Raw genomic sequence first — 14,815 nt, 5'->3', positions numbered from 1 at the left:
GAACAGGGAATAGGAAGGAAGGAATAGATCCGTACTGAGTCTGGTTCAAAAATCAAAGAAGAGTCCTATATATAGTTTAAATTTCACACAAAATGCTGAAGTTAATCTTAATGATAACTTCAGCATTTTTTCAATTTATTTACAGTAAAAGAGGAATTGCTGCATATATAAAAATAAATAAAGTATTAAGATCGGTAGCAGGTTGGCATAAACAAGATTATATCCATGTATTAAGAAATTGTATTTTCAGCATATTCCCTTAATAATTTAGGCAGAGCAGGCAGGCAAAAGTGTTTTCTAAAAAGGTGCAGAACTACGTTAAACAAATCATAGTAGAAGAGGAAGAAATACAACAGGATGAAAAAGTATTCTGCCAGCAGGCGGATATTGCTCCTCTGATGATTTGGATGTCTGGGTATAATGCACTTTACTGTTACTTCAATTCTAATTGGCTGAAATTTACTGGAACACATCTCACAAAAGCCGCGTCTGCATCTGCGCGAGAAGAGGAAATAGGCAATATTTGGACAGGCAGCGTCCATCCAGAAGATAGACAGCGATGCGAAGATATATACCTGAGAGCATTTGCGACGTATGATTCCTTCCAGAGGCAATATCGCCTGCGTCGAGCTGATGGTGAATATCGCTGGATTTTAGATACAGCCGCACCACGATTTGCGGCAGATGGTAGCTTTGTCGGTTACATCGGTTATTGTATCGATCTAACAGAAGTGCCGATAGGGATCGATCAACCTTCCCTAACAGAAAGCTGCTCGCTATCGACAAATTCCTCTCGCCGCTTACGTAAAATTACAGATAGAGAACGGGCAACAGAATTAGCAAAAGCATTAGAGCAACTGCAAGCGGAAATTAGCAAACGCCAAGCAGTTGAAGCACAGTTACGCCAAAAAACATCAGAATTTGCGGCGATTTTGCAAGTACTTCCTGATTCCTACTTTCGCATTGATGCTGCTGGAAGCATTCTGGATTATAAGCAAGGGTTGATGGAGAGTTTGTATATTCCACCAGAAGATTATCAGGGCAAGAGTTTGCCCGAATGCTTACCGACTGCTGTAGGCGATCGCTTCCATCAAGCAATAAATCAAGTACTTGAAACTCAATATGAAGTCAGTTTTGAATATAGTTTACCGCAATTAGGAGAAAACAATAATTTTGAAGCTAGGTTATTACCATTACCAGAGCAGCAAATTATAGTTCTTGTCCGCGACACCAGCGACAAGAGCCAAGCAGCCTTAATAGAAAGCGATGCCAAGTTCCGCAGCATTGTGGAAAACGCCAACAACATTATTTTTGCGCTGACACTTGAGGGGATATTTTCTTACGTTTCTCCTAACTGGACTGAAATTTTGGGGCATGAAATTGCAGAGGTTGAAGGCAAATCTTTTATTCCCTTTATACATCCTGACGATGTGCATATTTGTGTCGATTATTTTCAAAGAATTTTGACAACAAGCGAAAAACAAAAAGCAATCGAATATCGAGTCCAACACAAAAATGGTAATTGGCGATGGCATACAAGCAACTCATCTGCTATTAAAGACGCTAATGGCAATATTTTGTACTTCGTTGGTATTTGCTATGACACTACTGACCGTAAAGAAGCAGAAATTGCACTCAGAGAAAGCGCCCAGCGAGAAGCACTCCTCAATCGTCTTTCTAGCCAAATTCGAGCTTCTTTGGATCTCAATTACATTGTGGAAACCGCAGTACAGGAGATTCGCAACTTATTCCAGATCGATCGCTGCGCCTTCTTTTGGTATCGGCAAGACGCTGATGTACCATACTGGGAAAGAGTCTATGAGGCGAAAAGTTCCTTTTTACCATGTCTGCTTAATCAACAAGAAGCAATTCATGCCGAAATTAAACTAATCGCAGCCAAAACCTTGAACGGAGAAATCATCCGCATTGATGATACTGAGACTGTGGGCGATTCCATAGCACAGCAATTTTTGCAGGATTTTGGTTTCACTGCCTTTATGGCGCTGCCCGTACACACTCAATCTGGTGAAATTGGTGCATTTAGCTGTGGTTATTGTAGTGGCTTTCGCCCTTGGCTGAACAACGAAGTAGAATTACTACAAGCAGTTACAGTTCAACTAGCGATCGCCATTGACCAAGCTAAACTTTACACCCAAAGTCGCATTACCGCCCAAACTGCCCAAGACAAAGCCCAGCAACTAGAAGCAGCACTGCTAGAACTTCAACAAACTCAAACGCAACTGATTCAAACTGAAAAAATGTCCAGTTTAGGACAATTGGTTGCAGGTATTGCCCACGAAATCAATAATCCCGTCAATTTCATCTACGGCAATATTAGCCACGCCAGTGAATATACTAAGGATTTGTTGCACTTAGTAGAACTTTATCAACAGAGCTACTGCCCACCAACACCAGAGATCGATCGACAAATCAATACCATTGATTTGGAATTTCTCAAGCAAGATTTACCCAAAATTTTGGAGTCGATGAAGATGGGAGCCGAACGCATTCGGCAGATTGTCCTATCTTTGCGCAATTTTTCTCGCCTTGATGAAGACGGTACAAAAGCAGTGGATATCCATGAAGGGATGGATAGCACTTTACTGCTATTGCAAAATCGCCTCAAAGCCAAACCAGGACATCCCGAAATCCAAGTAATTCGAGACTACGGCAATCTACCACCAGTAGTCTGTCACGCCGGACAGATGAATCAGGTGTTTATGAATGTGTTGACAAATGCGATCGATGCTTTAGAAGAGTCATACTCTGCGGGAAGGCCAAGCGCCAATATCAATAGTCATCTGTCATTAGTAAACAACACTGAACAAAGGACAAATGAACGGCAGTTGCTTCTCCTGTCGGAGACGCTGCGCGTAGCTTGCTTCCCCGAAGGGGTACAAGCCGGGAAACCCGTCCAACGCACTGCCTCCCAAGGACAAATGACTTCTCCACAAATTCACATTCGCAGCCTCATTCAAGAAGACTATGTAATTATTAGAGTTGCTGACAATGGCCCAGGGATGAGTGAAGAAGTACGCAAACGCCTATTTGACCCCTTCTTCACGACAAAACCTGTGGGTAAAGGTACAGGTATGGGATTATCAATTAGCTACCAAATTGTAGTCCAAAAACACGGTGGAAAGATCCATTGTATTTCAGCACCAGGAGAAGGAGCTGAGTTTGTTGTAATGATTCCATTAAAGCAAGAACCCTCAACCTAGATATCACACAATAAAGATAAAAGTGAAAAAATAGACCTGTCTTGAAAGTCTACTTTCATCCTTGGTTGTGAGCCGAAGGCTCATGGAGGTCTCTTGCAAAAGTAATTTTTACAAGAGGCGGGAAAAGGGGAAAGGTTAAAGGGAAAAGGTTTTTTATTATTCCTTTCCCCTTTCCCCCTTACCCTTTTCCCTACAAATGCCAAGAAGTCTAATGTAGAGACGTAGCACTGTTACGTCTCTAGAGGGGTTCTGGATAACGCATATTTAACTTCTAGAGATATCTAATCTTAATCTAAACTTAATCAAAGCTTAACCTAATAGTTGTTAACTAAGATCAACTCACTTTTTGCTGCAACATTTTAACCCCCTCAATAACCTAAAATTTACAGGAATTGAGGGGATTATTTCTTCTAATATAGGGAATTAGGTTTGAAAAACGTTGTAATGGTAGTACTATCTTTGCGTAGGCGTAGCCAACCCAGACAATGTACACAATGAACTGCATCTACGCACCGAACAAAAAAAATCTCTGAGTACAAATAAAATAGAAGGCTGGGATGATACAACCCCAAAGTCAAAATAGTATCACCTACACACGCGTTATCCACCTAAGTCATGTAATTGACATAGATATTCCCCAATGGTCTGGAGATCCCACAGTAGAATTTGAAACTGTGGCTGAACTCAATAATGATGGTTATTACTTGCGGCGTTTCTCCTTGGGGGAACATAGCGCTACCCATATCAACGCCCCTAATAGTTTTCATAGTTCTGCTGTGGGAATTGACCAATATCCAGCCCAGTCTTTGGTTGTACCTGCGGTAGTTATAAATATTTGTCAAGCTACAGCAGTTAATCCTGATTATGCCCTGACTGTTGCTGATGTTTTGGCTTGGGAAGCAGAATACGGTAAAATTCCTACTGACTGCGTAGTTATACTGAATACTGGTTGGCAAAAAAAGTGGTTTGATAAAAGTGCATTCCTCAATCATGATGCTCAAGGGATTCCACACTTTCCAGGGTTTGGCAGCGATGCAACTCAATTTTTACTTGAGGAACGGCAAATAGTTGGGGTAGGAATTGATACTCATGGTGTAGACCCCGGACAGGATAACAGTTTTACGATTAACCGCCTAGTTTTAGAACAATCGCGTATTGTGTTAGAGAATCTGACAAATTTGGATCAACTGCCACCTAAAGGTACTACTCTAGCGATCGCACCTCTAAGATTACGTGGTGGTTCTGGTTCTCCTGTGGGGGTATTGGCGTTAGTGCCTTAATTTTTATATCGATATTTGCTTCTTACCCCAATTTTGTAAACTTGAGGATAACCTAGAAAGCAAGCAAAGTTAATACACAAGTTTCAGTAGATCATCAGTCGGAGATTTTCAAGATGACAACTCCGCTATCTTGTCGCAATTATATAGATGGTCAATGGTTGAGTGCTGTAGGAGAAGCAACCCTAGAAAGTCGCAACCCTGCCGACAAAACCGAAGTCGTGGCCACATTTCCCCGTTCTCAAGTTAAAGATGTAGATACAGCAGTAGCCGCCGCCCGGAAAGCCTACCGCAGTTGGCGCAAAGTCCCGGCCCCAGCGAGGGCAGAATACATTTTTCGTGTTGGGGAAATATTACTTCAGCATAAAGAAGAACTTGCCCAATTAATCAGTCGGGAAATGGGTAAACCCTTGACAGAAGCTAGGGGAGATGTCCAAGAAGGTATTGACTGTGCCTTTTACAGTGCTGGCGAAGGACGGCGACTATTTGGGCAAACCACACCTTCGGAAATGTCCAACAAGTTTGCCATGACTGTGCGGATGCCCATCGGAGTTTGTGCTTTAATTACTCCCTGGAATTTTCCGGTGGCAATTCCTTGCTGGAAAGCTATGCCAGCCTTGGTATGTGGCAATACAGTCATTCTCAAACCTGCCGAAGATACCTCTGCCTGTGCAACTAAATTGATTGAAATTTTTCAACAAGCAGGTTTACCACCAGGAGTAATTAACTTGGTGCATGGTGTGGGAGAGGAGGTGGGGAAAGCTTTAGTTGAGCATCCCAATGTAGATTTAGTATCCTTTACCGGTTCCTCAGAAACAGGTGCTTTTGTCGGTGCGACTTGCGGCCGCACTCACAAGCGTGTCTGTTTGGAAATGGGTGGTAAAAACGCTCAAGTGGTGATGGAAGATGCGGATTTAGAACTTGCTCTCGATGGTGCAGTGTGGGGAGCTTTTGGGACAACTGGACAACGGTGTACGGCTACCAGTCGCTTGATTTTGCATCGTGATATCAAGGAAAAATTTACCGCTATGCTCTATGAGCGTACCAGTAAGTTACGCTTGGGTGCTGGCACTGACTCTAATACAGATATTGGCCCGATAATCAATGAAAAGCAACTCCAACAGGTGAGAAAGTATTTGGATATTGCTCGTGAAGAAGGAGCAAAGGTTTTAATTGGTGGAGAAATTGCTAGTGAAGGCTCGTTGAAAAACGGTTACTTCTTTCAACCAACTATTTTGGATGATGTAACTCCTGATATGCGAGTTGCCCGTGAAGAGATATTTGGGCCAGTGGTGGCATTAATTGAGGTTAGCTCCTTTGAGGAAGCGATCGCAATTCTCAACGATAGCAATTATGGTCTTTCTTCTTCAGTTTACACCCGCGATATCAACCGGGCTTTTACTGCTATGCGCGACATCGAAGCAGGTATCACCTATATTAACGGCCCTACTATTGGCGCAGAGGTACATTTACCCTTTGGTGGTGTGAAACAAACCGGTAACGGACACCGCGAAGCTGGAACTACTGCAATGGACGTTTTCACAGAATGGAAAAGTGTCTATGTTGACTTCTCTGGAAGTTTGCAACGCGCTCAGATAGATAACCGCAGTTAATTATCTGCAAATAATACTCTTGGGTTAAGGCTTGATTATCCCTAACCCTCCTTAAATTTGAATCCGCTTTGCTGCTTTAAACCGTTGCAAACTCAGTGTATTTCCTCACTTCTGGAGGCTGAAAAGCCAAGACAATATCACTTGCAGGAACATCTAAACGCATTAACTCAGTTGCCATTCCTTCTTCAGCGCATTCAATTCGATCGCTTCAATCACCTTTTGCGGGAAATTGTAACTGTAGGGGTTTGGCATTACTAGTCTACGTCCTAACTGTACTGGCTATCGCTATATTGACTCGGAATTCAGAACTCGGAACGGGCTAAACGCCCCATGCCCAATGCTCCAATTCCTTAGACTTTAATAATTTCCTCACAGGTTCCTCAAATTATTTTGCTAAGGTTGAAGCTAGGGCAATGTCGGCAAAATGGAGTTAATCCGACTAATGAAGACTATTAGGGAAATTAATCATGAGTTAGCGATCGCAGGGCAAATTACACTAGATCAGCTACAACAAATAGCCGATCTGGGTTATAAGTCTGTACTGAACTTACGTTTGCCTGACGAAACAGGCTTGCTGGCTAATGAACAGGAAAAGACTGAGCTTTTGGGATTGTATTATGTTAATTTTCCAACTAAATCTGAAGATATTAATCATCAATGTATGCTCCAAATATATGAACTCATCACTGAACTACCTAAACCGACTCTGATACATTGTGATAATTCAATTCGCTCATCTGCAATAGTATTTTTGTATATCGCTCTTAAACAGGGTATAGGCTTTGAAAAAGCCCTACAAAAAGTTATTAATATAGGCTTGATATCAGACTAGTACCGCAAGGCGGAAGTCAAAAGCCAAAAGTCAAAAAAATTATATTCCAAGCTTACTAGCGATCGCTCCAATTTTGCTTTAGTACTTAATTGAAAATAGTGTTTTATACTTGATTGAGAAAGAAACTCGTTCAATAATTTTCCCTTGTCTGTCTTCCTCTACTTCCTCTTCCCATAGATTTGAAGTTATCACAGCCTTTCATCCCAGAGCTAGACGCGAAGATTTTTATAGTAATTTAGGATCGTTTGGGGAATATACCTCAGCAAACCGAAAACTGGAAAGAAAAATGAGGTTATTACCTAGCTAAATTTCTGGAATTCGTCATCATGTATGAACTAGTTCAAGCTCTCTCCAACGGTGATGAAAAAACTGCTCTACATCAGTTGATTTATGCGTTGAGTGTTTCAGGTAAGCATTACTTCCTAAGAAATGAGATTTTGCAAGCCTTTGCTGATTACTGTCATCAATCCCAAAAGCCAGCCTATTTTTACCACTCTTCTTCTGTTGGCAAACTAATACAATATACCCACGAAATCATTCTCGAAGAGGAAAGAACTTGGTTCGTGATTCGACCGAGGATTGCTAATCAAGAAGTTTGGCAACTGACAGCCGACTTTAGCAGGTTCGAGCAGATGACGCCTCAAGCGCTGTTAGATGTGAGAGATCGTCTAGTCAACCGCTACCAACCCCATATTCTCGAAATCGACCTCCACCCCTTCTATGAGAGTTCTCCAAGAATTGACGATGCGAGAAATATTGGTCAAGGTTTAGCCTTCCTCAACCGTTACCTGTGCAATCAATTGTTGACTGACTCTGAATATTGGGTAGAAATGTTATTTAAAGCATTACATAGGCTGCAATGCAATGGTATTCGCCTATTGTTAAGCGATCGCATTTCCTCCGGTATTCAGTTAGCCAAACAAATTAAGCTAGCGCTCAAATTCCTGAGTGAGCGATCGCCTGATGAACCTTATGAAAAATTCCGCTTTGACCTCCAAGAACTCGGCTTTGAGCCAGGTTGGGGTAACACTGCGGCGCGAGTCTCTGAAACTTTAGAACTTCTCGATCGACTCATTTACTCTCCAGAACCTGCCATTTTAGAAGCTTTTGTGGCCCGCGTCCCCGCCATCTTTCGCGTCGTCCTCGTTTCTGTCCACGGCTGGGTTGGACAGGAGGATGTTTTGGGAAGAGATGAAACACTCGGTCAAGTTATCTACGTCCTCGAACAAGCTCGCAGTCTAGAAAACGAACTGCGCGAACAAATCAAACTCGCTGGACTCGACCAGCTAGGTATTAAACCCCATATAATTATTCTGACTCGATTAATTCCTAACTGTGAAGGCACATTTTGTAACCTGCCCTTAGAAAAAGTCCAAGATACTGAAAATGCTTGGATATTGCGCGTTCCTTTTGGTGAATTCAATCCAGAGATTACGAATAATTGGATTTCTAAATTTGAGATTTGGCCTTATTTAGAACAATTTGCAATAGATGCAGAAAGAGAATTACTAGCTCAATTCAAAGGCAAACCTAATTTAGTTGTTGGCAATTACAGCGACGGTAATTTAGTAGCCTTTCTGCTATCTCGCCGCATGAAAGTCACCCAGTGTAACATTGCCCATTCTTTGGAAAAACCTAAATATCTATTTAGCAATTTATATTGGCAAGATTTAGAAGAGAAATATCATTTTTCGGCACAATTTACCGCCGATTTGATTAGCATGAATGCAGCTGACTTTATCATCACATCGTCCTATCAAGAAATTGTTGGCACGCCTGATACCATAGGTCAATACGAGTCGTATAAGTGGTTTACGATGCCGCAGTTGTATCATGTAGTTGATGGCATTGATTTGTTTAGTCCTAAATTTAACTTAGTGCCGCCGGGAGTAAATGAAAATCTTTTCTTTCCCTACAGCCAAAAAGAAAACCGAGATTCTAAACTTTGCACGCAAGTCCACGACTTACTCTTTACCCGCGAAGATCCACAAATTCTTGGTTATTTAGAACGCCCCAGTAATCGACCAATCTTTGCCCTTGATACCATCAATTCAATCAAAAATTTCACTGGTTTAGCTGAATGTTTTGGTAAAAGTCAGGCATTGCAAGAGCGTTGTAACCTGATTCTATTAACTACTAAACTGCATTTACATGAAGCTAGCAACCCAGAAGAAGCAGAAGAAATTCAAAAACTCCACGACATTATCGACCAATATCATCTCGATGGCAAGATTCGCTGGGTGGGGATGCGTATCCCTAGCAGGGATATCGGCGAAGCCTACCGAGTAGTTGCAGATTCTCAAGGAATTTATGTCCATTTTGCTCGTTTTGAATCCTTCGGTCGGAGTATTTTAGAAGCGATGATTTCTGGCTTACCAACTTTTGCTACTCAATTTGGCGGTTCTTTAGAAATTATCGAGAACAAAGAAAACCAATTTAATGTTAATCCTACAGACTTAGAAGGAACAGCAACGAAAATTTTAGACTTCCTGGAACAATGCGATACTCATACTGAATACTGGTACGAAGTTTCAGAATGGATGAGTCAACGAATTCATCACAAATATAATTGGCATTTACATAGTAATCAATTACTACTGCTTGCGAAAATGTTTAGTTTTTGGAACTTTGTTGCTCCCGAAAATAACGAAGCTAGAGATCGCTACATGGAAACCTTATTCCATCTCATTTATAAACCCAGAGTCGAAAAGATTTTGGAAAAGCATAAGGGGGGATGAGGGAGTGGGGAGCAGGGGAGCAGGGGAGCAGGGGAGCAGGGGAGAGTTATAACTGGATGAATCCACCTTTGAACTGGATGAATCCACCTCGGAACTCCGTTCATCCACCTTTGAACTGGATGAATCCACCTCGGAACTCCGTTCATCCACCTTTGAACTGGATGAATCCACCTCGGAACTCCGTTCATCCACCTCTGAACTGGATGAATCCACCTCAGAACTCCATTCATCCACCTTGGAACTGGATGAATCCACCTCAGAACTCCATTCATCCACCTTTGAACTGGATGAATCCACCTCAGAACTCCATTCATCCACCTTAGATACTCGTTCATCTAGCTCAAAGACTCAAAATCTCTACTCCCAACTTATGCAAACAAAAGGTTGTTCTCGTCATTTTATCTACACAGACTGGATATTAATCGAAACCCAGTTTGACCCTGAGCAATTGCACTCCAAAGAAACCGTCTTTACAATCGGCAATGGATACCTGGGAACCAGAGGCAGTTTTGAGGAAGGTTATCCTCATGCATTGCCAGCTACTTTTATCCACGGTGTCTACGATGATGTGCCTGTGGTTTACACTGAGCTGGTAAATTGCCCTGACTGGCTACCCTTGATAGTGATTGTAAATGGCGATCGCTTCCGTCTCGATCGAGGTGAGATATTGCGCTACGATCGCCAGCTTGATTTACGCCAAGGACTACTGACTCGGGCCGTGCGTTGGCGCTCTCCCAGTGGGAACACCATAGATATAAGCTTTGAACGCTTTGCTAGTCTTGCAGATCCGCACGTGTTGGCGTTACGCTGCCATCTAACACCAATAGATTTTGAGGGATTAATCGAAGTTCAAGCTAGCATCAATGGCTATCCCGAAAATCAGGGTTTTAATCACTGGGAAGAATTAGATCAAGGCAAGATTAACCAAGGAATCTGGTTGCAACGTCGCACGCGCAACTCTCGGATTGAAGTCGGTATGGCAGCTAATTTGACAATATTAGGCACTGAAGCATCTTTGCAAGTCAATACCGCACCTGGTTATCCTACTTTGAGTACAACCTTCTTGGCTAAAGCGCAGCAGACCGTAACGGTGGAAAAACTCGTGACCGTTTTTACCTCGCGGGAGATTGAAGCACCAGTTCCAGCAGCTCGAGAAAAACTCGCACAGCTGCCAGATTATGCAACATTACTAAAAGCCAATGAGCAGGCATGGAATGAGGTTTGGCAGCAAAGTGACATCCTGATTGAGGGGGATAGCACAGCTACTTTTGCTGTTCGCTACAATCTGTTTCAACTGCTGATTGCTGCCCCACGGGATGATGACAGAGTGAGCATTCCTGCTAAAACCCTTTCAGGATTTGGCTATCGCGGTCATATTTTTTGGGATACAGAAATTTTTATGCAGCCCTTGTTTCTGTTTACCCAACCAGCGATCGCCCGCAACTTACTCAGTTACCGTTGGCACACCTTACCAGGAGCTAGACGCAAGGCAGGCCATTACAGGTATAAAGGGGCTATGTTTGCCTGGGAAAGTGCTGATACTGGAGATGAAGTGACACCACGTTGGTCTATCGGCAGTGATTTTTATGGTGAAGACGTGCGGATTTGGTGTCGCGATCGCGAAATTCATATCAATGCAGATATCCCCTACGCAGTCTGGAACTACTGGCAAGCCACTGGTGATGATGACTGGATGCAAAACTACGGCGCAGAGATTATCTTAGATGCCGCGCTCTTTTGGGGTAGTCGAGTCGAATTCAATTCTGAGCGCTCGCGGTATGAAATTCAGGGAGTAATCGGAGCAGATGAATACCATGAATTAGTCCACAACAACGCCTTTACAAACCGGATGGCGCAATGGCATCTAGAGAAAGCGATCGCCGTCTATGATTGGTTGGCTGATAAATTCCCCGAACGAGCTACCGAACTAGAACAGAAACTAAAGCTGACCCCAGAGGAGCGATCGCACTGGCAAGAGATCGTCGCCAAAATATTGTTTTTCTATGACCCATCAACAGGATTAATCGAGCAGTTCGAGGGATTTTTCCAATTAGAAGATATCAACTTAGCAGATTATGAACCACGCGATCGCTCCATGCAACCGATCTTAGGTATTGATAAAACCAACAAATCTCAAGTACTCAAACAGCCAGACGTATTAATGCTCCTATATTTAATGCGGGAATCAGCAGATTTTCCCTACAACGAAAAAGCATTGCAGACAAACTGGGACTACTACGCACCCCGCACTGATATTACTTATGGTTCGTCCCTTGGCCCAGCAGTTCAAGCCATTTTAGCTTCCGATTTGGGCAAATCAGCTGAAGCTTACGAACAATTTATGCGGGCGTTAATGGTGGATCTTGAAGATAACCGAGGTAACACCAACGACGGAATTCACGGCGCTAGTGCTGGTGGAATTTGGCAAGCTGTAATTTTTGGATTCGGCGGCATCCAATTAACTGAAAATGGCCCTGTAGCCAACCCCCACCTACCCCCTGGCTGGACGCGTCTAAAGTTTAGACTGCACTGGCGCGGGAAATGGCACGACTTCGATCTACATCAGGGAAAAGTCGCCCAAGACATAACTCGTCAACAAGAATTTCTCCAACTTTCCCTCTCCCCCGATCCCCCAAATTCACACTCACAAGCTTCTGAACACCAGACTTCTCCCCCTGCCTCCCCTGCTTCTTCATCGTCCCCACTCCCCACTCCCCACAATCCCAACATCCAAGGATTCATCTTCGATTTAGATGGTGTGCTAACAGATACAGCAGAACTTCACTATCTCGCTTGGCAAAAGCTAGCTGATGAAGAGGGTATACCGTTTAATCGAGAAGCTAACGAAGCCCTGCGGGGTGTATCCCGTCGTGCTTCTCTGATGCTGATTATTGGCGATAGAGCGTATTCGGAAGCACAAATTGAGGAGATGATGGAGCGCAAAAATCGCTACTATGTGGAATTAATCCAAAACATGACATCCCACGATTTGTTACCAGGTGCGATCGCCTTCTTGGATGAACTGCGGCAAGCTGGTATTAAAATCGGTATTGGTTCAGCGAGCAAAAATGCCCAGACAGTAATCGAGCGATTGGGCATTGCGGACAAGGTAGATGCGATCGCTGATGGTTACAGCGTACAAGAACCCAAGCCAGCACCCGACCTATTTCTGTACGCAGCCAAGCAGCTAGGAATCGAACCAGGGCAATCTGTGGTTGTAGAAGATGCCGCAGCCGGTGTTGAAGCCGCTCTCGCTGCTGGGATGTGGGCAGTAGGACTCGGCCCGGTTGAGCGAGTTGGAGCCGCTCATATTGTTTTGCCCAGCCTAGAAGGTATTAAATGGGCTGACCTTCGAGAGCAATTGAGTAACATTTCCAAACGAAAACATTAAACAAACGAGAACTGCTTGATTGCTTACAGCAGATTTCCAGGAAGGTGAAATACACAAAGATTCGTCTTAAAGCCAGGTAGAAAGAGTATTTTTCTTCTGTTATGCGTAGCCCATTCACCAATTCTTAATCCTGCATTCTGCTGTATTAAGTCCTAATCACCCCAAATAACTAAAACTACGCTGAAATTGCTGATAACTGCTAAACTCCAAAAGCTAAGATCGTCTAAGTAGGGAATCTAAAACAAAACCCCACTTTAGAAATTAGGAGCAAGAGCGTGAATTTGGACGATTTAGCTTTGCAGATAGAGAACATGCGTAAGCGCGTCGCCCTCTTGCAACGCCAGAGCGAACAGCAAAAAGCACAAGCAGATATTGAACTCGTCAATGCAGTATTCAAAGAAGTTTACCTAGCTTTGGAAGAACTGCAACTAGTAAATGAAGATTTAAAGCAGCAGAATGAAGAATTATCCAAAACTCAACAGGCTTTGGTAGCAGAAAGTCAACGCTACCAAGAATTATTTGAGGAAGTACCAGACGCTTATTTTGTGACCGATACAAAAGGGATAATTCAGGAAGCTAACTCAGCCGCCACCGCTCTGCTCAACATTTCTAAAAGTTTGCTGTTGGGCACATCCATAGGGATTTTTGTACTTGAGAAAGAAATAATTGCTTTTCATTTGAAACTGACTTATCTGCGCGATCGCGCCCAATTCCCAGATTGGAAAATGCAAGAGTGGGAAGTAACCCTGCGGCCGCGTGACAAAACACCTATTATGGCTGCGGTTAAGGTTGCTGCTATCCGCAATCAATCTGGTGAGTTAGTTAGTCTGCGCTGGTTATTGCGCGACATTAGCGAAACCAAGCGAACCCAAGCCAAGCTGCAATGGGCAGAAGAGGCGATGCGACAAGCACTTGCCAAAGAAAGGGAGTTTAGCGAACTTAAATCCCGCTTGCTCACCATCACTTCCCATGAGTTTCGCACCCCTTTGGCTACTATCCACTCTTCTGCGGAATTACTAGAACATTATCGCCACCTCTGGAGCGAACAGCGACAACAGACCCACCTACATCGCATTCAAAAATCAGTTATGCATATAACCCACTTATTAAATGATGTATTGGTGGTCAGTCAGGATGAAACAGGCAAATTAGAGTTTAATCCAACACCGATAAATTTAGTGGAATTTTGCCGCGATTTATTAGAAGAATTACAACAGAGCGATCGCTCACAACATGCGATCGTTTTTAGCAGTGAGTGCCAATGCACAGAAGCTAACTTAGACGCGAAACTACTGCGCCAAATCTTGAGTAATTTATTCTCAAATTGTCTAAAATACTCTCCCATTGGCAGTACAGTTAGGTTTTCTCTAACCACTGCCAACGAGCAAGCTATATTTCAGACTCAAGACTCTGGTATTGGCATTCCCGCTGCTGACATTGAACACATCTTTGAACCCTTCCATCGCGCTAGTAATACAGCCAATATCCCAGGAATGGGATTAGGGATGTCCATTGTCAAGCAGGCTGTAGATTTACACGGCGGCGAAATTACAGTTGAAAGTGCGATCGATGCGGGAACTACCTTTACAGTCATTCTGCCATTTTCAAGTTCCATGTATAGTTAACCAATCACTTTTATTTATCGAATTTAAAAACAAAAGTAATTGCTTGTATGCTAGAAGGTCTTTAAAGTGGAGTAAGCCGGTCAACAATGAGTTGATTGTAAAGTTTTTCTTCGCAGTA

The 14,815-nt window shown here is 43.1% G+C and carries 9 protein-coding genes; 8 read left to right on the top strand and 1 reads right to left on the bottom strand.

The window, feature by feature from the left end:
- The first annotated feature begins 290 nt into the window (after window positions 1–290).
- From V7K45_RS24065 to V7K45_RS24055, 3 genes are all read left to right on the top strand, one after another.
- Window positions 291–3,221, top strand: coding sequence for a PAS domain S-box protein (locus V7K45_RS24065; RefSeq protein ID WP_335007480.1), 2,931 nt, complete (start codon window positions 291–293; stop codon window positions 3,219–3,221).
- 557 nt (window positions 3,222–3,778) lie between these two features.
- Complete coding sequence (locus V7K45_RS24060; RefSeq protein WP_335007479.1) at window positions 3,779–4,501, top strand: cyclase family protein; 723 nt, start codon at window positions 3,779–3,781, stop codon at window positions 4,499–4,501.
- 113 nt (window positions 4,502–4,614) lie between these two features.
- On the top strand, window positions 4,615–6,111 hold the full coding sequence (locus V7K45_RS24055; protein WP_335007478.1) for an aldehyde dehydrogenase family protein: 1,497 nt from the start codon (window positions 4,615–4,617) through the stop codon (window positions 6,109–6,111).
- Window positions 6,112–6,187: 76 nt separating this feature from the next.
- On the opposite strand, the gene V7K45_RS24050 is transcribed toward V7K45_RS24055, so the two are convergent.
- Window positions 6,188–6,289, bottom strand: a complete 102-nt coding sequence (locus tag V7K45_RS24050; protein ID WP_442942041.1) for an element excision factor XisI family protein — start codon at window positions 6,287–6,289, stop codon at window positions 6,188–6,190.
- Window positions 6,290–6,553: 264 nt separating this feature from the next.
- On the opposite strand from V7K45_RS24050, the gene V7K45_RS24045 reads away from it, so the two are divergent.
- From V7K45_RS24045 to V7K45_RS24025, 5 genes are all read left to right on the top strand, one after another.
- The gene (locus tag V7K45_RS24045; RefSeq protein ID WP_335007477.1) at window positions 6,554–6,943 is read left to right on the top strand and encodes a beta-lactamase hydrolase domain-containing protein; all 390 of its coding nucleotides are present in this window, start codon (window positions 6,554–6,556) and stop codon (window positions 6,941–6,943) included.
- Between the two features lie 326 nt (window positions 6,944–7,269).
- Window positions 7,270–9,681 carry a sucrose synthase gene (locus V7K45_RS24040; RefSeq protein WP_335007476.1) on the top strand — a complete coding sequence of 804 codons (2,412 nt, stop codon included), beginning with the start codon at window positions 7,270–7,272 and terminating at the stop codon, window positions 9,679–9,681.
- Window positions 9,678–10,004: a hypothetical protein gene (locus V7K45_RS24035; RefSeq protein WP_335007475.1), complete on the top strand. Its 327-nt coding sequence runs from the start codon at window positions 9,678–9,680 to the stop codon at window positions 10,002–10,004. Before V7K45_RS24040 ends, V7K45_RS24035 begins: the two co-directional genes overlap by 4 nt.
- Window positions 10,005–10,051: 47 nt before the next feature.
- Window positions 10,052–13,072, top strand: coding sequence for a beta-phosphoglucomutase (gene pgmB, locus V7K45_RS24030; protein ID WP_335007559.1), 3,021 nt, complete (start codon window positions 10,052–10,054; stop codon window positions 13,070–13,072).
- A 275-nt stretch (window positions 13,073–13,347) separates the two neighbouring features.
- Window positions 13,348–14,697 (top strand): PAS domain-containing sensor histidine kinase, encoded by a 1,350-nt coding sequence (locus tag V7K45_RS24025; RefSeq protein WP_335007474.1) that lies wholly within the window; start codon window positions 13,348–13,350, stop codon window positions 14,695–14,697.
- Window positions 14,698–14,815 lie beyond the last annotated feature (118 nt).

The organism is Nostoc sp., from assembly GCF_036917375.1.
GTDB lineage: Bacteria > Cyanobacteriota > Cyanobacteriia > Cyanobacteriales > Nostocaceae > Nostoc.
The sequence above is the reverse complement of the archived record's forward strand: the minus strand, read 5'-3'. Positions and strand labels throughout refer to the sequence as shown.

Bases quoted from the DNA above. Each gene is read 5' to 3' on its own strand.
- V7K45_RS24045 (WP_335007477.1), top strand. From the start codon at position 6,554: ATGAAGACTATTAGGGAAATTAATCATGAGTTAGCGATCGCAGGGCAA.
- V7K45_RS24060 (WP_335007479.1), top strand. From the start codon at position 3,779: ATGATACAACCCCAAAGTCAAAATAGTATCACCTACACACGCGTTATC.
- V7K45_RS24055 (WP_335007478.1), top strand. From the start codon at position 4,615: ATGACAACTCCGCTATCTTGTCGCAATTATATAGATGGTCAATGGTTG.
- V7K45_RS24040 (WP_335007476.1), top strand. From the start codon at position 7,270: ATGTATGAACTAGTTCAAGCTCTCTCCAACGGTGATGAAAAAACTGCT.
- V7K45_RS24050 (WP_442942041.1), bottom strand. From the start codon at position 6,289: ATGGCAACTGAGTTAATGCGTTTAGATGTTCCTGCAAGTGATATTGTC.
- V7K45_RS24035 (WP_335007475.1), top strand. From the start codon at position 9,678: ATGAGGGAGTGGGGAGCAGGGGAGCAGGGGAGCAGGGGAGCAGGGGAG.
- pgmB (WP_335007559.1), top strand. From the start codon at position 10,052: ATGCAAACAAAAGGTTGTTCTCGTCATTTTATCTACACAGACTGGATA.